This is a genomic window from Pseudomonas sp. 008 (genome assembly GCF_016861935.1).
Classification (GTDB): domain Bacteria; phylum Pseudomonadota; class Gammaproteobacteria; order Pseudomonadales; family Pseudomonadaceae; genus Aquipseudomonas.
In genome coordinates this window covers 299,597-317,833 of sequence record NZ_BOMA01000001.1, presented here as the reverse complement: position 1 = coordinate 317,833, position 18,237 = coordinate 299,597, and the positions used below count along the sequence as shown (strand labels likewise).

17 protein-coding genes are annotated in these 18,237 nt (G+C 53.6%); 8 read left to right on the top strand and 9 right to left on the bottom strand.

Annotation, left to right across the window (positions count from 1 at the left end; translation table 11 throughout):
- Nucleotides 1–14 precede the first annotated feature (14 nt).
- Both JUI81_RS32100 and JUI81_RS32095 read left to right on the top strand, forming a co-directional pair.
- The gene (locus JUI81_RS32100; RefSeq protein ID WP_204123494.1) at nt 15–425 is read left to right on the top strand and encodes an antitoxin Xre/MbcA/ParS toxin-binding domain-containing protein; all 411 of its coding nucleotides are present in this window, start codon (nt 15–17) and stop codon (nt 423–425) included.
- On the top strand, nt 425–637 hold the full coding sequence (locus JUI81_RS32095; protein WP_204123493.1) for a type II toxin-antitoxin system PrlF family antitoxin: 213 nt from the start codon (nt 425–427) through the stop codon (nt 635–637). The genes JUI81_RS32100 and JUI81_RS32095 overlap by 1 nt, the downstream gene beginning before the upstream one ends.
- 159 nt (nt 638–796) lie before the next feature.
- Here JUI81_RS32095 and JUI81_RS01355 read toward each other — a convergent pair whose 3' ends face one another.
- On the bottom strand, nt 797–1,198 hold the full coding sequence (locus JUI81_RS01355) for a nuclear transport factor 2 family protein (protein ID WP_204123492.1): 402 nt from the start codon (nt 1,196–1,198) through the stop codon (nt 797–799).
- A gap of 104 nt (nt 1,199–1,302) precedes the next feature.
- On the opposite strand from JUI81_RS01355, the gene JUI81_RS01350 reads away from it, so the two are divergent.
- Nucleotides 1,303–1,710 (top strand): helix-turn-helix domain-containing protein, encoded by a 408-nt coding sequence (locus JUI81_RS01350; RefSeq protein WP_239077637.1) that lies wholly within the window; start codon nt 1,303–1,305, stop codon nt 1,708–1,710.
- 58 nt (nt 1,711–1,768) lie between these two features.
- On the opposite strand, the gene JUI81_RS01345 is transcribed toward JUI81_RS01350, so the two are convergent.
- The gene (locus JUI81_RS01345) at nt 1,769–2,344 is read right to left on the bottom strand and encodes an isochorismatase family protein (protein WP_204123491.1); all 576 of its coding nucleotides are present in this window, start codon (nt 2,342–2,344) and stop codon (nt 1,769–1,771) included.
- 952 nt (nt 2,345–3,296) lie between these two features.
- Here JUI81_RS01345 and JUI81_RS01340 point away from each other — a divergent pair.
- The gene (locus tag JUI81_RS01340) at nt 3,297–3,590 is read left to right on the top strand and encodes a hypothetical protein (protein ID WP_204123490.1); all 294 of its coding nucleotides are present in this window, start codon (nt 3,297–3,299) and stop codon (nt 3,588–3,590) included.
- Between the two features lie 142 nt (nt 3,591–3,732).
- Here the strand turns inward: JUI81_RS01340 and JUI81_RS01335 are convergent, their stop codons facing one another.
- Both JUI81_RS01335 and JUI81_RS01330 read right to left on the bottom strand, forming a co-directional pair.
- On the bottom strand, nt 3,733–4,602 hold the full coding sequence (locus JUI81_RS01335; RefSeq protein WP_204123489.1) for an HNH endonuclease: 870 nt from the start codon (nt 4,600–4,602) through the stop codon (nt 3,733–3,735).
- The gene (locus JUI81_RS01330) at nt 4,595–6,922 is read right to left on the bottom strand and encodes an AAA family ATPase (RefSeq protein ID WP_204123488.1); all 2,328 of its coding nucleotides are present in this window, start codon (nt 6,920–6,922) and stop codon (nt 4,595–4,597) included. Before JUI81_RS01330 ends, JUI81_RS01335 begins: the two co-directional genes overlap by 8 nt.
- Before the next feature lie 564 nt (nt 6,923–7,486).
- On the opposite strand from JUI81_RS01330, the gene JUI81_RS01325 reads away from it, so the two are divergent.
- The 3 genes from JUI81_RS01325 to JUI81_RS01315 all read left to right on the top strand — a co-directional run bounded on the left by JUI81_RS01325 (nt 7,487) and on the right by JUI81_RS01315 (nt 9,275).
- Nucleotides 7,487–8,095, top strand: coding sequence for a hypothetical protein (locus tag JUI81_RS01325; protein ID WP_204123487.1), 609 nt, complete (start codon nt 7,487–7,489; stop codon nt 8,093–8,095).
- 400 nt (nt 8,096–8,495) lie between these two features.
- On the top strand, nt 8,496–8,852 hold the full coding sequence (locus JUI81_RS01320) for a hypothetical protein (RefSeq protein WP_204123486.1): 357 nt from the start codon (nt 8,496–8,498) through the stop codon (nt 8,850–8,852).
- Between the two features lie 57 nt (nt 8,853–8,909).
- On the top strand, nt 8,910–9,275 hold the full coding sequence (locus JUI81_RS01315; RefSeq protein ID WP_204123485.1) for a histone-like nucleoid-structuring protein, MvaT/MvaU family: 366 nt from the start codon (nt 8,910–8,912) through the stop codon (nt 9,273–9,275).
- 177 nt (nt 9,276–9,452) lie between these two features.
- Here the strand turns inward: JUI81_RS01315 and JUI81_RS01310 are convergent, their stop codons facing one another.
- Together JUI81_RS01310 and JUI81_RS01305 are read right to left on the bottom strand one after the other, a co-directional pair.
- Nucleotides 9,453–9,818 carry a helix-turn-helix domain-containing protein gene (locus JUI81_RS01310; protein WP_239077656.1) on the bottom strand — a complete coding sequence of 122 codons (366 nt, stop codon included), beginning with the start codon at nt 9,816–9,818 and terminating at the stop codon, nt 9,453–9,455.
- 676 nt (nt 9,819–10,494) lie between these two features.
- Nucleotides 10,495–10,971, bottom strand: a complete 477-nt coding sequence (locus tag JUI81_RS01305; RefSeq protein WP_204123483.1) for a hypothetical protein — start codon at nt 10,969–10,971, stop codon at nt 10,495–10,497.
- A gap of 465 nt (nt 10,972–11,436) precedes the next feature.
- On the opposite strand from JUI81_RS01305, the gene JUI81_RS01300 reads away from it, so the two are divergent.
- Nucleotides 11,437–13,602, top strand: coding sequence for a methyl-accepting chemotaxis protein (locus tag JUI81_RS01300; protein ID WP_204123482.1), 2,166 nt, complete (start codon nt 11,437–11,439; stop codon nt 13,600–13,602).
- Nucleotides 13,603–14,083: 481 nt separating this feature from the next.
- On the opposite strand, the gene gabD is transcribed toward JUI81_RS01300, so the two are convergent.
- The 3 genes from gabD to JUI81_RS01285 form a co-directional block, all read right to left on the bottom strand.
- A complete protein-coding gene (gene gabD, locus JUI81_RS01295; RefSeq protein ID WP_204123481.1) occupies nt 14,084–15,526 on the bottom strand; it encodes an NADP-dependent succinate-semialdehyde dehydrogenase in 1,443 nt (480 codons plus the stop codon).
- Nucleotides 15,527–15,606: 80 nt separating this feature from the next.
- Complete coding sequence (locus JUI81_RS01290) at nt 15,607–17,250, bottom strand: acetolactate synthase large subunit (RefSeq protein WP_204123480.1); 1,644 nt, start codon at nt 17,248–17,250, stop codon at nt 15,607–15,609.
- A gap of 56 nt (nt 17,251–17,306) precedes the next feature.
- The gene (locus tag JUI81_RS01285) at nt 17,307–18,236 is read right to left on the bottom strand and encodes an electron transfer flavoprotein subunit alpha/FixB family protein (RefSeq protein WP_204123479.1); all 930 of its coding nucleotides are present in this window, start codon (nt 18,234–18,236) and stop codon (nt 17,307–17,309) included.
- Between the last annotated feature and the right edge of the window lies 1 nt (nt 18,237).

Sequence of the window (18,237 nt, the reverse complement as noted above, 5' to 3'; positions counted from 1 at the left end):
AGGCCATTGAATCCATGAAAACGGACATTTGGGCCACATTGTATCTGCCGTCGCCAGGTTGCGACCTTCACGACTCCATTCGCAGCAAGATGCCTTATGGTGCATTCAGTTTTCTAGCAGACATGCTGTCTATGGATGGACAAATGCTAGGTAAATGCATGGGTATCTCTCCCAACACGTTGTCGATGAGGGCGAGAACAGGGCATTTCTCTTCACGTGAGAGCGAGCGCCTATACGCGTTGGTCCCCGTTTGGCAGGAATCCTGTGAGCTGTTTGAAGGCGACGTTCCGGCGGCAAGCAGATTCCTGAGTTCGCCGTTGCGGGGTTTGAACTCTCAGGCCCCTTTGGAGATACTCGGTATGGGTGGTGATTCCGGGGCGGTCCTTGAGCTGATCGGCCGACTTGACAATGGAATACCCCTCTGATGGTTCGCAACCCACAGGTTACATGGGGCAGCGCCAAACCATCCGAAGGGGATCTAGCGGTATCTCGGGTTCTGCATTTTTTGGCGATGGACATCCATCACCGTGCGGATCGATTGAGGGGCGTGGATTCCCTCCTTCTCGCCCGCATCAACTCGTTAGTCGACCAGCTGGAAGTTGATCTCAATCTAGCGCTTTCAGAAGATGACGAGTGAGAAGGGCAGCGGCGCAAAACTGTTATTGCGGCTGGCGCCTCGATAGATATCCAGAGGCCAAGCCCCGGAGCTTACAGATTTGTGTAGGTGAGCCTCTTACGCACAATGCCTTTCAAAGATTGGCGTTTAGTGATGCGTTAGCTGACTTGCCAGGGCAACTTAAGACTCATGAGGGTTTAGGAAAACGTAAAGGGATTGGATGCGACCTTTCTCGAAGTGAGCGATATCCAAACCTGTGATCGCGGCAGGGCCATGGGACGGGCCGGAGCGCCAATTCAAGCGTCCGACGTTATGGTGACCGTCAGCCGGACGAATCGAGCTAAAGCGAAAGTGCGGTGGCAAGCTGGAGTGCAGCTTGCTCACGGCATCGGAGATGCCAGCATGACCGCTGATCGCCGCGTGAGGCTCGTACAGCACAGGCGCTTCAGTATAAAGCTCGCGAATCGCCTCGATGCGCCGTTGTGGATCGCGCTCATTGAAAACCCGTGAGAGATTTGCTTGCATGAGGCGGTCATAGTTGATTGGCGTTTCTGTTGTCGAATCTGGGGGTAACTCGCTCATGGACACTTGCCCTTTGTAAGGATAGTTTCGTAACTTAAGGCAATATTTAATAGCTGTGTCTTCAGCGTCAAGAGGGCACATAAAAGTAACCAGGGAACATTAATGTGACTGCAGAAAATTCATATCACGACACCGTTGAGTGTCATCAAGATACAGCCGAGTGCCAGCGTGTCAGAGAAACTCTGGCGCGCGTTGGCGACAAATGGAGTGTTTTGATCATTATGCGATTGGCCGATGCACCCCATCGCTTCAATGAACTGAAGCGAGTGATCGGAGGTATATCGCAGCGTATTCTAACGCTTACCTTACGCGGGCTTGAGCGTGACGGCCTAATAACACGCACGGCCTACGACACCGTGCCGCCTAGCGTCGAATACAGGATCACCGAACTTGGGCTTTCTCTCAAGCAAGCAGTCATGCTGTTGGGCAAATGGGCCATTGATAATCAGGAGCCTGTTCACAAAGCAAGGGAGCTTTTTTATAAGCGCGATCCTGCTAACAAGGCCGAATGACATCAAATAGCATTTACGTTCATTGCTTTATGAGTGAACAGGTGCACAGGAGGAGGCTTTATTGGTATCCCAAGATTGCCATCAGCTTTTGACCATTCGGACTTGTCCAGTCAATTGCCAACTCCGAAATGATCTGGTCTACCGTTGTAATAATAGCGCCTGCGTTCTCCATTCGGCGCAGTGCGAGTTTATTGCCATATTTAGTGTAAGAAGACGATGCATCTGCCGATACTTGCACTTCATATCCTTCTTCCAGCATTTGTAGCACGGGAAAGGTTACGCAGATTTCAGTGGTGATCCCCGCCACGAATAACTTTTTGCGACCAGTCGCTTTGACCGCGTCGTTGAAGCCCTTGTGGTGCATAGCGTTAACAATTCCTGGTCGTTTGATGCGGGCAGCAAACGCCTCAGGCAATAGCTGTTCGAGTTCGGGTATCAGAGGCCCCTGCACATTTTCTTCCATGCTCGACGTCAGTACCGTAGGAAGGCCTAGGGCTTGAGCGATTCTTGCGAGTTTCAGGGCATTCTGTTTCACAAGGTTAATGTCGTGCGAATGCGTCCAAGCCATTGTCCCTGTTTGATGATCAATCAACAGCATGGCTGAGTTTTCGGGAGTAAAAGCGGCTGCGTGCATTATATATCTCCAGTAAGACTAAAAATCGAGCTCCAGCTTGTAACTGGCGCCGAATTTCTATGATGTGATTGTTTCCGGTCTTGAACGGCTCAGGTCTGATATGAACGACTCGATGCTCATTAGAAGATGTGGGAGGGTGGTGTGTAGTTAAAACAAAACTCGAGATGTGGCCGCTGGCGGGTTTGCTACCCGTCAACGCTCTGTCACTTCTATGCAGGGACGATAATGTTCTGAACTCCCATAGGTGTCGATGTCATTACTCACTGGCGAAAGTTTGGTGGGTGTCGTCCCATAATGATGGCGCTTGATATCACTAGGCTACTGCGCCATAGGCAATGCATGAGCGGTAACATATACAACTACCCAGGGTTGTCACAAGTAGGCACATTGATGTGACTTGGAAGAAGCAGTTCTGTCTTTGGTCGCTTTTGATTTGGTTTTGGTCGTTTGATAGATGCACTTTTCAAACTAACCTTGTCGCAAAAAAAACATCGAATGCTGCGTGGCTGGAGGCCACGGCTGCTGCGTTTGATGGCAAACAACGATCTCGGTTTAATCTACGCTTATACCAGATAGTTTCCGAGGGGGGCGTAGGGTAGTTGGGGGTTGAATACACCGCGGGCTCGTAACTCACGGGTGCCTCATTGAGTCGTCCCAGATTTTCTAGACACTCTACAAGCACCCACTGTGTACTCGATAATGCAAAAAACAAACTACACATTAAAGCCTCAATTTCCCGGAGAGCAAGACTCAAATCTGCCGCCCCTTGCTCCCACGAAACCCAGCAAATTCTGGCCTCAACCAGATTTACGTTTTTCATTTTTTCATACCTGACCTACGCTCTGGCCGTCGCTTGTGCAGCGTTTCGCTCCACGCTCATACTGATTAAAAGATCGGAAATGCGTGCGATCCGGGGGCTGTCGGTCGGGGTGCGCGAAGGTGGGGGATAGGTATGAACACGGTGGAGTTGAAGGCGCTGAATGAGTTACTGGAAAACGAATGCGGCTGGCGAGTCGAGATCGGCGTATCTCCTGCCGGCGGGGAGGAATTTTTTCGCATCTATGAGGGCCTGCCAGATGAAGCCAAACCGAACCCTGAGCGGTCACCGGGTACCTTCGTGGGCGTGATGCCTATATGCACAACGTTTGGGGCGTTCGTAAGTAGTGGCGCGCTGTGCCAGTACTATTACCAGAAGGGTCTTAACGCCCATGACGACGCGAAATCTGAATTGTCAGGTTCTGCCTGAGCAGGATCCGGCTGGCTCAAGCGATTTACTCCAGAGGAACCAAGCCCAAATGATCAGTCTTGGCCCTTCGGGCTACGGCTTGGGAGTGTTCCCGGTAGTATGCCGAACGAGCTGTAACTTCCCGCCCGGCCAAATACGCTTTTCAGCGTTTCAGCAACTCGATAGTCCGGTCAGACAGGGCGCCATGAAGGCTTTTCAACGCCGCCTCCAGCTTGCTGCCTTCCTTCGCGTCAAATCGCTCAATAGTTTCCATCGAACTTTTGAGGGCTGCGTTAGCATTCACAATCACTTCCTTACCCGCAATCGTAGTTAGCAGGTCGTCGCACAGCTTCCGCCCCTGAGGGGTGATCCCTCGATACAGAGTGATGCTGTGATCATTGGTCTGCACCCGGATGAAGCGCACATGGTCGTCGAATCGGTGAAACCTCGGATGGAACATTTCTGTGAATGCGCTCGGTGACGGATAGGCTTCCTGGTTGTGCTTGGTCGGGCTGGCCCAATCCTTATCGCTCTTCAGGCTGTTGCAGTCCACGCATGCGACGGACAAATTCCAGAAATGAAACGAGTACTGCTCGTAGCGTTCGCGAGGCAGGATGTGCTCAATCGGCTTCGAGTAGCCGCTGTTGCTCAACCATCGCCGGCAATAGCAGCAGCGGTTCTTTTGATCTTCCTCGATATATCTTCTGAACGCGCCTTTTATATCGCTGACGATAGGCTTTGCAGGACCCCGTTTGCGTTTGGTCTTCACCGCCGCTGACTCGCTATCTTGGGTTGCAGCCTCGTCCTCAGATTTTTTCTTGCCTTTGGGGTTTGAGAACTCACCCCACAGATTTCGCTTCTTGAGTTTTCCCCCCGCCTGTTTAGCCCTGAAACGCTTGAGCGCCAGCGCATGAAACCGCAGCAGGTTAAACATCACCACTTTGTGAAAGCGCTCTTCCGCGTGACACTGTGCCTTGTAATCATCGTACGTAGGCTTGAGTTCAGCGTCTTCCAGAACAAAATACTCAGTCATTTCTGACCTCGACTTCCTCGCTCGCAGTGTCGTCTGCCGCTTCCTCGTCAAGCAAAAGCAGCTGTACTGCCGAGTAGGCTTTCTTGATCAAATCGATGTCTTCTTGTTGGCCAGGCGCGGCGTAAGCGCCACTGGGAATCTTCATTTTCTCGAGTAACCCATCGAGCTCTGCCAGCGGAGAAAAGTGTTGGGCTCGATATGTGCCTTTAGATTCCATGGCCTTTGCCACAATACGCGCACAGGTTTCGTGTACCGCGCGGTTATGAGGGGTGTAAGTGCCGAACCCTCCCAGGATGATCGATTCGACTGAATAACGTTCACTTTCGCTCAGCTCCGGCAACCTTCCCAGATTCAGCATGAAGCTGTGGCTGCCTCTATCGTTGGCATTGGTGATGAGGGTGGGCGCGTGGGTGGCTACCACGAAAGAGCACCCAAACCGCCGAGAAAGTAGATGAAAAACCCTTGGTAGCGTTTGCTGCCATTTCAGGTGCAGGCTGATCTCCGGCTCGTCTACCAGAAATACTGTGCCTCGTTCAGCTGTGGTGATAATACTCAGCAGCAGCTGGTTGATGTTTTGTTCACCCGAGCTCAAGGACGAGTAGGAGACAATGCGCTCCTGCTGATCTTCAGTGGCCGGGCGCACAACACCGAACTCATAATTCGCGAGTTTGCTAGGAACCTGGTTATCTGCGGCGGTATCCGACATCTTCATGAGTCGAATCTCGTTTGGGTGGTTTTCGAGCGCCATTTCTGGTCGGAGCATGAAGTAGAAGCGCGTTGCAAATCCCAAGCACTGCTGACATTCCTTGAACGCTTCCAGCATGTGTTGGTCGACGAGCACCTGGGCCGCCAAGGCTGTGATGTTCTTCGTCAGCTTCGACGGCGATATCGAGTCCGCGCTTGTCCGGGCACCTCGGTACTCGAATTTGCTGTTCTGCTTGGTGCGCCCGAGCGGGAAGCGATCATGCACCCCTGTCGAGATCCCAACCGTTCTGCGATCCAATTCACCGACGTGTTGGATAAGCTCACACAGTAGCTGAGTCTTGCCTGCACCGTTGTTGCCGATGATGTAAATGCAGGCTGGTTCAGCGGGGTTGCTCAGTAGCTTAAGAATATCCTTCGGGTTTGCCGTTACGTTGAACGCACTTCCTTCGAGCTGATGGTTACGAATGAAGAGTTTGGGGGACGATATTTTCAAAGGGCCTCGAGGATCTCCAATTCTCTCAATGCACAGCGTCTTGACGTTCTGGTAGCCACTTGAAAACTGGGCATTCAAGATGGTGGCAACCTTCGAGGGGATAGTCCTGGACACGCTGTCGATATCACGTGCTTCGTGAATGTTGAAAATGTGTCCTGCCAAGATTGCACGTTCCTGGAGATCCAGTCGCTCCAGCGATTTATTGGAATTTGATACATCAATGTAGAGATGTGGCTTGCGCATCACATGAATGCGTTGGCTGAAAATCAGGAGTACTTGGTCGTTCGAGGCGCTTCTGTCTTCACTTGAGCTGAAGCAAATCGATGCATCTAACCGAAGGCCAGCATTCGCTGCGGGGGCAATATTTTTGAGGAGCTGGCTGTATTTGGCTTTGTTGGCAGGGAGTACCAGCATAAAGCGGGCAGCCTGCGGATACTCCAAGGCAAATTCAGCGAGGTTGGCCAACCCCGTCACGGCTGTAAAGCTGAATTGCGGGCCTGAATCAATAAGATAACTTGGTCCACTATCGTTGATGCGGTCGGGTATACGGCCGCCAAAGAAATCGGGATAGATCTGGTTGATAGTCAACTTGAGGGAGATGAGGTTTCTCAGGGTCTTGGAGGTCGGGTACACCATCGGGAAGGAGCTATCATCAATCCTGTTTTTGCCAATGGATAGTTCCGCAGTCGTTGGCGCGAGTTCGACAACTGGCGAGTAAAGGGTCGAATGGATGCTTCCGACTAACGCGGCCACAGCCAGCGGATGGCTATACGGGATGCTGTTCGTGTCCATGATGTAGAGATCAATGAGGTATGTGGCCGTTTTAACCCTGACCTCTCGATCCATTGGCCCGGGACCGAGGTCCTTTATTTGCTTCAGCTTTTGATTGAACGCCGCCCTGATGTCAGTATCGTCGAAATCTTTCAAGGCCAGTTCCGCCACTGCCGCACATGAATCTTCGAAGATATGGATGTACGGGCCCTGTAGAATCAGGCCTTTAGTCAGGTGTAACACTGCCAGGAGGCTGATTTTCTCCGGTGAAATATTGGGGAAGTTACTGCCGACGGTGAGCATTTCTTCTGCGATCAGTCGAGTGATTTCTCGGCCTTCATCGTATTCCATGTGACGTTCTCAATTCTGCGGGTTAGAGGCTGATGGCACGTCGGCATGTTCCGTTAGTGCCAAAGGGTAAGCAAGCTGTTCAAACGCCAGCAGAAAGGGGCGACCCGGAGTGGTTAGAACTCGCCATGCGAAGGTAGATAAGGATGGCCGGATCGTAAGAGGGCGCTGGACTTAGCCCAACGCCCAGCCCAGCTTTTGGGTTGCCAGCGCGGGCAATACGCGGCAATGGTATGACCAAGCTTGCTGGTCGAGCGGTTGCTCGGCGGGTTGAGGGATCTTCGTTGTCTGGCGACCCGCTATTGCAAGCTAGCAAAAATAGCTATGCCGCGATGGTCACATTGGCCTGCTGGCAGCGGTGACTACGAGACCACTGTTCGTATAGTGCCTAGGCGCAGATGCCATGCTCGCTTCGCATCGGAACCCAGCCGAACCGTTAGGACGCAGGGAATCCTGGCCTTTTGTGGGGAACAGACCAGAACTCATCCGGTAGAATTTGCCTGGCGGATCCCGTGTAATGGTCACCATTTACGTACTGAGTCACCGTTTTCCAAGAAGGAGCTTGTTTTGATTGATGTTGCGGTTGTTGAGCGCATTCTCTGTGTGGTGGACAGGTGCCTGAGAAGCCAGTTTCCTGATGACTACCACAAGCGGTGTATGTACGCGTCTTTCGGTATTCATAGACTCCTGCAAGCAATGGGGCACAACCCAGTTGTCGTGGGTGGGAAGTTTTTAGCCTTTGTTGTATCGCGACATGAACGTAAGGGCTCGATGCAGGGGTATGCATCTGACACTGGCGAGCACTCTCATTATTGGGTTGAGCTCAATGGCGTCATCATCGACCTGGGCACCTACTACTTGCCTGTTGAATCGAGCTTCCCTGCCTGTGAGGTGCCCGCGGTATTCTGGGATACGAGCTACGCATTACCTCGAGGGCTGAGGTACGACCCGGAGGCCCGCTATGAGTCGACGGAAGTCATGCATCTAGCGCCGCATATCATCGAAAAAATGGAGCCCTTCCTTGTCGCATGCCACGCACGAATGGCTAAGCCGCTGGTCAAGCCGAAGATTGGAAAGTGGCTAATTACTACACCTTCATCCATTGACCGGGCGGCCAGCAAAGGCGACTTGTGGGCACGTGGCATGGTTCGATTTGAGTCTTTGCCGGCTGGCTGAACGTCTTGGGCGCTCCGCTTTCGCTTACTTGCTCTAATCGTGTCAACAAAAAATATTTTTTCAGATGACCCCTAGAAAAAATTTTTTCGCGACGGATTTTTATATTTGAGGACAACAAAAAAGCAACGATCTCGAAGACCCTTGTTTCGGCGATCTGACTCGGGAAAATGATGTTGGTTTCCGCTTTTGCTGTGGCTGTTGCTGTTGGCTTTTTCTGCGATCTATCAGATTCAACGCTGGTTGAAGGCGGCCCGTAGGGCATAGCAAAATCGTTATCTCTGCGGCTGAAAGCCGCTGCTTACCCGTTTGATTTCAAAAAACTAGCCTTTTTTTTTGAAAAAAATACCTGTGTCGGACAACATCCAGCTGGAAGGGGCGAGTGGACGGGAAAGGAGTGTGAATGCACAGCGAACTCGAATCACAAGTGTGGCTAACGGTTCAGCAAGTCTGTGATGCCGTAACGTTTGAAGCGCTCCTCCTGCGGGCAGTGGACAGTTTCAAACGATCTCCTGGATATGACCCCGTTCAGCGGCTGCATGCATCGGACATCGGCCAGTCAGGCGTCCAGATCTTGCGTGATGTGCTTCACCGTCGGGGGATTCGTTTAGAACACGGCGCTGATCTTCCTGGTTACCTTGAAATAAGGTCTCGACTCAAACACCACATACGTTGCCAGTTGCAGCAGTATCTGATGAGCGGCGGACATTCAACAGAAGAGATTCTCCAAGATCAACTGGCTAGAGATTTAGGTCTATAAAACGGTATATTATGTTTATCTGCATTCCGCACTATCAAAACACTAAGGAAACTGCATATGTCTCGTCTCGCTGAGTTCCGCAAACTTGAACAACAATTGGCCGCCCAGCTGGCTGAGCTTGAGTCCATGAAGCATGATTCCGGCCTCAAAAAAGAAATGGAGTTTGAGGACAAGCTGCGCACTTTGCTTGGCGAGTATGGCTTTAGCCTGAAGGATGTCATCAATCTGCTTGATCCACAGGCCGGGCGTCGCGCTCCTGCTTCTGAGTCTAAAGCGGGCACCCGTAAGCCGCGGCAGGTGAAGATCTACAAGAACCCGCACAATGGCGAAATCGTCGAGACCAAAGGCGGCAACCACAAGACTTTGAAAGAGTGGAAGACGAAGTTTGGTTCGGACACTGTCGAGTCTTGGGTGACCAAGTAATTCCGTATTGATGCAAACGAAGGCCCTGTACAGCAAGCCGTTCGCTTAGGGTGTTGAAATTTTGGAGCGCATAGCCTTGTCTGAGGCTGTGCGCTTCATCATTTTGGGTATGCACCTTGCGGAAAATATCTTCTGATGGCCATGAAGCTTCCCCACTCAAGCAGGTGGCTAGCGCACCTAAATCGGCTTGCTTGGAGAAGGGAAGGGAGGCCGGGCAGGAGTAACTGTGGGAATGCCAAAGCTAGCCTTGCTTTTCTTGGCGGCTGCGGCGTTGAGATCTATAGGGTTAAGGTGAGCTAGGCTTATCTTAAGGCCGAATTTCTTGAATACAGCTTCTAGGGTCGCGAGAGTCGGATTGCCGCTATCGACCTCCAGTTGCGACAGGGCCCGCTTTGAGATTTTGCTGGCCATCGCAAACCGCTCTTGGCTCACGCCCAGAAGATTTTCACGAAGACGCTTAACTGCGCCACCGAGTGTCAGTTTCCCCTGCGCGACCTCATCGGCCACTGCTTGAATGTAAGCTTTGCGCTCTTTTAGGGTCATCTCTTTCACATCAATCCCCATTCCTTCATTCGAGTGCTCAGATGGTTGAGCGGAATGCTCTTCGCGTTGCGAACGCTATCCGGCGGGTTCACGAGTAGATCGGGCAAGGTCCGCAAGCACTGGACCTTGCAACGCTGGACATCGAAACTCACCTCACTGCTTGCCTTACCCACCAAGGAGTCGCATGCCCGCCTCCAGTCTGGCGCTCAAGCCTTCCCGTGCCCCACTTTATACCCTGGATAACCAGTAATGCAGGCTCCCTCACTAGGATTCAAGGGGCTCTCGAATCTTCGGCTGTCGGCATCTTGCCAGGCACCATCAGCGAACACTCAGACTGTGAGATCTATGGCCATAATGAAGCCGGTGATCAGCGCATTATAATACCTGTAAGTGTCGGTCAAGCAGGATGGTGGCGCACTTTAATGCGCTAATACATGGTGAATGATGGGGGACAGCGCATTGAAATGCGCTGATCGAATGCATCATCTTCTTAGTGCTTTTAAAAAATTGAGGAGCGCACGCGGACAAAGGGGGCCGATGAAGAAAATGACCGACAGCACGACGAGACCCATGCCGAGGCGAAAGGCCCATTGAACCACTGTGCCGAGCAGGTCGAGACTGGAACTCAAGGCCTCTATTTTGTGCTGTGCTATTTCACGGTCGGTTTTGTAAGTCGTTAAAGAAGGGGCTCCATCTCGGGTGGAGGGGCCATGTACCGAACTGCGCTTTCCGAAATTTTGGGCTGGAAATTAATAAAAAAATTGCGCAGTGTGCGATTATAACTATCAAACCCTGGCCAGTAGTTATCCCAGAGATCGTAGTCAAGGGTGATGGCTTCTTCGCGTTCAAGATCACTTAGCGTCTGCCACGCCGCTTCAAAGCGCCTTCTCCAGTCGCGAGCTGCCAAAAGGTTAGCTGCAGACTCAGGATCCATCTTTGCATAATCAATCAGGGCGTTTAATGCATAATCATCGTCGGAGACGTCGCTCGGGTCGACTTTCCTGTTGACTCTATCAACAATACTTAAAATCCAGCCGATAGTCTGGAATCGGCAACGACTGGCTGATCGCGATTCCGTGCTTAAGCCCTTTATTTCAACCCATGCTAGGGTTTGCTCTTCTCTGTGTTCTATATGGATGATGTAGCCGGACATGTAATTACACCGCTTTTGTGACTGATAATTTATCGTGGCATGCTGTTTTTTATACCAATAAACGGTTTTGACTTGACGCGTTTGGTAAAATTGGGTATATCGCGAATAAAGCGATTGTTAAATAAAATCAATAATGTTTAGCGAATAGTTATGTATCATTTTGGTGGGCTTGCGTTGGGGATTTAGTTATTGTTTGGGTGACTGTTGTGACAAACACATTTGTCGATTGACTTTATTAAGAAGTGTGACTCTGCTGGAATGGCTCTTTTATAGTGCGCGCTGACGCTGGCGCACTAAGTTGTAGCATGCGTTTTTTGTACCCCCAGTCTATGTCCACTAAGGCAAGCAAGACGAACCCAGGTTTTACCCAATTTCCGCGGTAAAACTGCATTGCTTAGCGTGCTTGTGAATTGGCCTGTTACTTGCTTTTGGTTCTTCAACTGAATGTCGCGGTTGGAGAGGTAAATGTCGCTATCCAGTAACTCTATGCGGTTGTCCACTGACGAAAAAAATTGGTTACCTTGGTTTGGCAAAACAGGAAAAATTGCGATGGGTTGGTCGTGCCGGCTCAATCGGCCCGCCTACCCAGTGATCGAACAAACTTTTGAGGCCATCGCACAGACACGTGTGGCCCTGTTGACCAGTTGGACGCGCGAACAATGGGAGCACCTGGCAGAGCTGGCGGAAAGTCTCGGTCGGGATTATCACCATATCGATAGCACTTCGCTGATAGGCAAGCTGAGTCAGGCCGAAGATTTTTCCGAGCTTTTTGTCATCGGTGCTGACGGTGTCGTCATCGCCTCCACTTGGAGCGGACGCAGCAAGCATCGGCCAGAGAGAACACCTGCTTTGGTCGAGGGATTGAAGGCACCGTTTCTTCATGGCCCATATTGTGATTCGTTGACGTTGCAAATCGGTCCATCGTCCTCACGCTTTCACGATGAAGTCACGTTGATGTTCTATCAGCCACTGAAGGTCGATGGAAAAGTCCTTGGCTGTCTCTGCGCTCGAGTACCCAACGACGTGTTGGGTGATCTCATTCAGCGCGAGGCTGGGCACATCTATGCCGAATCGGGCGACAATTACCTGTTTATGGCGCAATCGCGCTTTGACCCGGCGATTGCGCCGGGTACGGCATTGTCCCGTTCACGTTTCGAGGACGGTACGTTCAGCCACGGGGAAAATCTAAAAAGCGGTGTGCATACCCGCTGGAATACGGTGCAGATCAAGCGGCACACTGAACTGGAACTGCGCTTCACTGACCCAGCAACCCAAGAGTTGCACCCAGGTGTGCGAGAAACCATTCGCATGGGCTCCAACCTGTTCGTGACATATCCTGGCTATTCGGACTATCGACACATTCCGGTGGTTGGCAAGGGAGTTACCTTCCAGGTTCCTGGATCACCTGATCGCTGGGGAATGATGTGTGAAGCCGATTTGGAGGAGGTATACCGTCGACGCTCGCTCAGCTATGGCCTGATGAAACCCTATCTGACAACCATGGCAGGCCTATTTGCATGTAACTTCATGGTTCAGCATTTCAGCGGTCTCGCACAGGGACTGATTGATATCCTCGAAGTCTCTAGTATGGCCTGCGCCGCTGTGCTGTTCAGCGTACTCGGGCCTAGAAGGCTTGCGACAAGGTTGAGTGAGATGACGGGGGTGATCAGGACCATCGCCGAAGGTGAAGGCAACCTTCGCCAGCGTCTGGACACCACGCGAATGGCCAATGATGAGACCGGAGACATGGGGCGCTGGATCAACAGCTTCATCGATAATCTGGACTCGGTTGTCGGGCAAGTGGTGAAGGCCAGTCGCAATGTCGGCACGACCAATCAGATGATGCTTGGGTGCAGCCAGGAAGCCAGCCTGACGTCCACCGAGGTTGCTGAGGCGGTGCATCGCATGATGATCATCGTTGAAGATCAATTAGGTGAAATTCAGCAAGCTTCTGCCAGTGCCGAGCAAATGAAGCAGGCGATGGATGAAGTCGTCACTCGCGCTCGCGAGCAGTTTCTTGCGGTGCAAGAAGGGACTCAGTCCATTCGGGATGTGGTCGAACGCTCTTCTGCGAGCGTGCAGTTGCTCGACAGCAAGATGGCTCAGATCGGCAACATTACTGGTTTGATTAGCGACATCACCAATCAGACCAATCTGCTGGCACTCAATGCAGCTATCGAGGCCGCCCGGGCGGGTCAACACGGCCGAGGTTTTGCTGTGGTTGCCGATGAAGTTCGTAGCCTGGCCTCACGCACATCACGTGCTGCCGAGGATATTCGGCAAATGATTGAGGGGCTGCAGAACGAAACGCAAAAGGCCGTCAGCTTCATGGAGGAGGGGGTTACGGACGTCGATAACAGCCTGCGCCTGGCCGAAGATGCCTCTTCGGAAAACGTGCAGTTGCATCAAGCGGTGGAAAGTATGTTTGCGATCATTCAGCAGCTCAACAAGCGCAGTCTTGACTATGGCAAGACGATCAAGCAGGTCGACCACTCTTCTGCGCAGATGCGTCAGACGGTGGTGGTGTTGCAAGGCAGTGCCGAAACCGTGCGGCTCAATGCCAACAAACTTCAAAAACTGGTGGGGCAGTTTGAAGTAAGTAGCAGCCACGAAAGAATCGCGGCTGCTTAGATCGTAGAGATGCTCGGCTGCAGCGCTTTGACTTTTGGTTGATGTCCTGTCCGTGATTGCGGCGTTGCAGCGAAATATCCTGTTGGATGCATTATTCGTCACGCTGATGACTAACCATTCGGCTGGCCTGCTCAATCATGTGAATCAGGGGGGCACTTGTGGTGCCCCTTTTTTCTGAAGGTGAAGCTCTATGGATGGAGAGGCTGGTGCTTGTGGCACCTGGGCGTGGCGCAATGGCTCAGTGCAATAGGCAGCGTGCTTGAGTGAAGCACTAGCCTGGCATCTGAGACCATTGAGACACTGTCGCCCCGTGCGCCGAACCCCCTGCGTTAAGGCGACATACAGAGCGTTTTAAGCCCCATCATTGACGCCTATGCTAGGTACCTTGGCGAGCGGAACAAGTTTTCGTGCACGTGAAGCATCCGACACAAATGGAGGAGGCTGCCTTCAAAAGTCGCGAAGGCAAACTCCTGCATGTCTGTCACACGCTAAGGCACAGGTATTTGATTTCCAGGTAATCTTCGATGCCGTACTTGGAGCCTTCACGGCCCAGGCCCGAAGCCTTGATGCCGCCGAACGGCGCGACTTCGTTGGAGATCAACCCGGTGTTGACGCCGACCATGCCGTATTCCAGGGCTTCAGCCACACGGAACACACGACCCAGGTCGCGGGCATAGAAGTACGAGGCCAGACCGAACTCGGTATCGTTGGACATCGCGATCACGTCGGCTTCGTCTTTGAAGCGGAACAGTGGAGCCAGTGGGCCGAAGGTTTCTTCCTTGGCCACAGCAGCGTTGTTCGGCACGTTGGTCAGGATGGTCGGCTCGAAGAAGTTGCCTTCCATCGGCTTGCCACCGGCCAGCACGGTCGCGCCTTTGCTCAAGGCATCGGCGATGTGTTCTTGCACCTTGGCCACGGCTTTTTCGTCGATCAGCGGGCCAGTGGTAGTGCCGGCCTCCAGACCGTTGCCGATCTTCAGTGTGGCGACAGCCACTTTCAGCTTTTCGGCGAATGCGTCGTAAACACCGTCCTGAATGTACAGGCGGTTGGCGCAGACGCAGGTCTGGCCGTTGTTGCGGTATTTGGAAATGATCGCGCCTTCGACAGCCTTATCCAGGTCGGCGTCGTCGAACACGATGAACGGCGCGTTACCGCCCAGTTCCAGGGACACTTTCTTGATGTCCTTGGCGCATTCGGCCATCAGTTGACGACCGATTTCGGTCGAACCGGTGAAGGACAGCTTGCGCACGATCGGGTTGCTGGTCAGTTCGGTACCGATGTCGCCGGCGCTGCCGGAAACAACGCTGAACACGCCAGCCGGGATGCCGGCACGCTGGGCCAGCTCGGCCAGGGCGAAAGCGGAGTACGGGGTTTGCGAAGCAGGCTTGAGCACCATGGTGCAACCGGCGGCCAGGGCCGGGCCGGCTTTACGGGTGATCATTGCAGCCGGGAAGTTCCACGGGGTGATTGCAGCGGTCACGCCGATTGGCTGCTTGATCACGATCAGGCGCTTGTCTGGCTGGTGGCCCGGAATCACGTCACCGTAGATACGCTTGGCCTCTTCGGCGAACCATTCGATGAAGGAAGCGGCGTAAACGATTTCGCCCTTGGCTTCGGCCAATGGCTTGCCTTGTTCCATGGTCATCAGACGAGCCAGGTCGTCCTGGTTCTCGATCATCAGTTCGAACCAGCGACGCAGTTTGCCCGCACGTTCTTTGGCGGTCAGTGCACGCCAGGCCGGCAGCGCCTTGTCAGCAGCTTCGATCGCACGGCGGGTTTCGGCAGCGCCCATTTTCGGCACGGTGCCCAGAATTTCGCCCGTTGCCGGGTTGTTGACCTTGATCGTCTGACCATTGTCCGCATCAACCCACGCGCCATCGATAAAGGCTTGTTGGCGGAACAACTGGGTGTCTTTGAGTTGCATCATGAACTCCGGTGTTGTTATGGAACACAGGCAGTACCGCGTCGAAGTACCGCCTCTGGGGACAACCTGAAACCGATTAGTCAGACCAGAGCGCTTCTTCGCTTGAGCTCACTGTTGAGAATGAAATCATTCTCCGAATAGTCCACGGGGCAATCGATCACGTGCACACCTGGCTCGCTGATGCAGCGCTCCAGAAGTGGTAGGAAGCCTTCGGCGCTTTCCACCCGGTGGCCCTTGGCGCCGTAGCTCTGTGCATACATGACGAAATCCGGGTTGCCATAGTCCAGACCGAAATCGGTGAAGCCCATGTTTGACTGTTTCCAGCGGATCATTCCGTAGCCATCGTCACGCAGGATGATGACGGTCAGATTCATCTTCAGGCGTACGGCAGTTTCCAGTTCCTGGCTGTTCATCATGAAACCACCATCACCGCACACCGCGACCACCGGGCGATCAGGGTAGACCAGGTGCGAAGCCATGGCTGACGGCAGTCCTGCGCCCATGGTCGCCAGGGCGTTGTCCAGCAGCACGGTATTGGGCTTATGAGCTTTGTAGTTACGGGCAAACCAGATCTTGTAGATACCATTGTCCAGCGCAACGATGCCTTCGGACGGCAAGGCACGTCGCACGTCAGCGACGAAGCGCTGCGGGTAGATGGGGAAGCGGTTGTCGTCCGCGCCCTCAATGATCTGCGCTTCGTTGGCTTCGCGGATTGCCAGCAGGCGGCTGAAATCCCAGTGTGGTTGGACCTGCAACGCTTCACCGATCTGCCACACGGCGTTGGCAATGTCGCCGACCACTTCGATTTGCGGAAAATACACAGGATCGACTTCGGCAGAGCGGAAGTTGATGTGGATGACTTCAGTGCCGCCACGCACCATGAAGAACGGCGGCTTCTCGATCACATCGTGACCGATGTTGACGATCAGGTCTGCAGACTCAACGGCGCGGTGCACAAAGTCGCCGGCGGAGAGGGCGGCGTTGCCGAGAAAGCGCGGATGACGTTCGTCGACCACACCCTTGCCCATTTGCGTGGTGACAAAAGGGATGCCGGTATTGTCGATCAGTTGCTTGAGTACCTTGGCGGTCATTTTGCGGTTCGCACCGGCTCCGATCACCAGGATCGGACTACGGGCGGCCTGGAGTTTCTGTACCGCAGCGTCGATGGATTTGTGCTCGGCCAGAGGACGGCGATGCAAGCTCGGCGGGACGGGCAGGCTCTCGGTTTGCTCGGCGGCGATGTCTTCAGGTAGTTCCAGGTGCACGGCGCCAGGCTTTTCTTCCTCGGCCAAACGGAATGCTTCGCGCACGCGGGAAGGGATGTTGTCAGCGGAAGCCAACTGGTGAGTGTACTTGGTCAGTGGTTGCATCATGCCGACCACGTCGAGGATCTGGAATCGACCCTGCTTGGACTTCTTGATCGGTTTCTGACCGGTAATCATCAGCATCGGCATGCCGCCCAGGTAGGCGTAGGCGCCAGCGGTGACCAGGTTGGTAGCGCCAGGGCCGAGCGTCGACAGACTGACGCCAGTCTTGCCTGTCAGTCGTCCATAAGTAGCGGCCATGAAGCCGGCGGATTGCTCGTGACGGGTCAACACCAGTTTGATCTTTGACTTGCGCAGTGATTCAAGCAGGTCGAGGTTTTCCTCGCCTGGAATACCGAAGACAAACTCAACACCCTCGTTTTCCAGACATTGCACAACGACATCCGCGGCTTTGGCCATTTTGCTTGGTACCTTATTTTTTTTTGTGGGGGGACAGATATCCAGCGAAGCTATTTTTAGACCACCGACGTCAACTCAGGAAGCGCCTCGAACAGATCTGCCACCAGGCCGTAATCAGCCACCTGGAAGATCGGTGCTTCTTCGTCCTTGTTGATCGCGACGATCACTTTGGAGTCTTTCATGCCGGCCAGGTGCTGGATCGCGCCGGAGATACCGACGGCGATGTACAGCTGAGGAGCAACGATCTTGCCGGTCTGACCGACCTGCATGTCGTTCGGTACAAAACCTGCGTCGACCGCGGCGCGCGAAGCACCCACGGCAGCGCCCAGCTTGTCGGCCAGGGCGTATAGGTGTTTGAAGTTGTCGCCGTTCTGCATGCCGCGGCCGCCGGAAACGACGATCTTGGCAGCGGTCAGTTCCGGACGATCGGACTTGGCCAGCTCTTCGCCAACGAAGCTGGAGATACCAGCGTCGTGAGCAGCGCCAACGGCTTCAACGGCAGCCGAACCACCTTCAGCGGCAACCGGGTCGAAACCGGTGGCACGCACGGTGATCACTTTCACCGCAGCGTTCGATTGAACGGTAGCGATGGCGTTACCGGCATAGATCGGACGCTTGAAGGTGTCAGCGCTTTCGACCGAAATGATCTCGGAGATCTGGTCAACGTCCAGTGCAGCGGCAACGCGCGGCAGGATGTTTTTGCCGTTGGAAGTGGCGGCAGCCAGGATGTGGCTGTAGCCCTTGCCCAACTCTGCAACCAGGGGAGCAACGTTTTCCGGCAGCTGGTGAGCGTAGGCGGCGTTGTCGGCCACCAGCACTTTAGCCACGCCAGCCACTTTCGCAGCGGCTTCAGCCACGGCACCAACGCCCTGGCCGGCAACCAGAACGTGGATGTCGCCACCGATTTTGGCGGCAGCAGCAACGGTGTTCAGCGTGGCCGGGGCCAGCACTTTGTTGTCGTGCTCAGCGATTACCAAGATAGTCATG

Excerpts from the sequence above, each read along its gene's own strand:
- JUI81_RS32100 (WP_204123494.1), top strand. The coding sequence starts at position 15 with ATGAAAACGGACATTTGGGCCACATTGTATCTGCCGTCGCCAGGTTGC.
- JUI81_RS32095 (WP_204123493.1), top strand. The coding sequence starts at position 425 with ATGGTTCGCAACCCACAGGTTACATGGGGCAGCGCCAAACCATCCGAA.
- JUI81_RS01355 (WP_204123492.1), bottom strand. The coding sequence starts at position 1,198 with ATGAGCGAGTTACCCCCAGATTCGACAACAGAAACGCCAATCAACTAT.
- JUI81_RS01345 (WP_204123491.1), bottom strand. The coding sequence starts at position 2,344 with ATGCACGCAGCCGCTTTTACTCCCGAAAACTCAGCCATGCTGTTGATT.
- JUI81_RS01340 (WP_204123490.1), top strand. The coding sequence starts at position 3,297 with ATGAACACGGTGGAGTTGAAGGCGCTGAATGAGTTACTGGAAAACGAA.
- JUI81_RS01335 (WP_204123489.1), bottom strand. The coding sequence starts at position 4,602 with ATGACTGAGTATTTTGTTCTGGAAGACGCTGAACTCAAGCCTACGTAC.
- JUI81_RS01330 (WP_204123488.1), bottom strand. The coding sequence starts at position 6,922 with ATGGAATACGATGAAGGCCGAGAAATCACTCGACTGATCGCAGAAGAA.
- JUI81_RS01320 (WP_204123486.1), top strand. The coding sequence starts at position 8,496 with ATGCACAGCGAACTCGAATCACAAGTGTGGCTAACGGTTCAGCAAGTC.
- JUI81_RS01315 (WP_204123485.1), top strand. The coding sequence starts at position 8,910 with ATGTCTCGTCTCGCTGAGTTCCGCAAACTTGAACAACAATTGGCCGCC.
- JUI81_RS01310 (WP_239077656.1), bottom strand. The coding sequence starts at position 9,818 with ATGACCCTAAAAGAGCGCAAAGCTTACATTCAAGCAGTGGCCGATGAG.
- JUI81_RS01305 (WP_204123483.1), bottom strand. The coding sequence starts at position 10,971 with ATGTCCGGCTACATCATCCATATAGAACACAGAGAAGAGCAAACCCTA.
- JUI81_RS01300 (WP_204123482.1), top strand. The coding sequence starts at position 11,437 with ATGTCGCTATCCAGTAACTCTATGCGGTTGTCCACTGACGAAAAAAAT.
- gabD (WP_204123481.1), bottom strand. The coding sequence starts at position 15,526 with ATGCAACTCAAAGACACCCAGTTGTTCCGCCAACAAGCCTTTATCGAT.
- JUI81_RS01290 (WP_204123480.1), bottom strand. The coding sequence starts at position 17,250 with ATGGCCAAAGCCGCGGATGTCGTTGTGCAATGTCTGGAAAACGAGGGT.
- JUI81_RS01285 (WP_204123479.1), bottom strand. The coding sequence starts at position 18,236 with ATGACTATCTTGGTAATCGCTGAGCACGACAACAAAGTGCTGGCCCCG.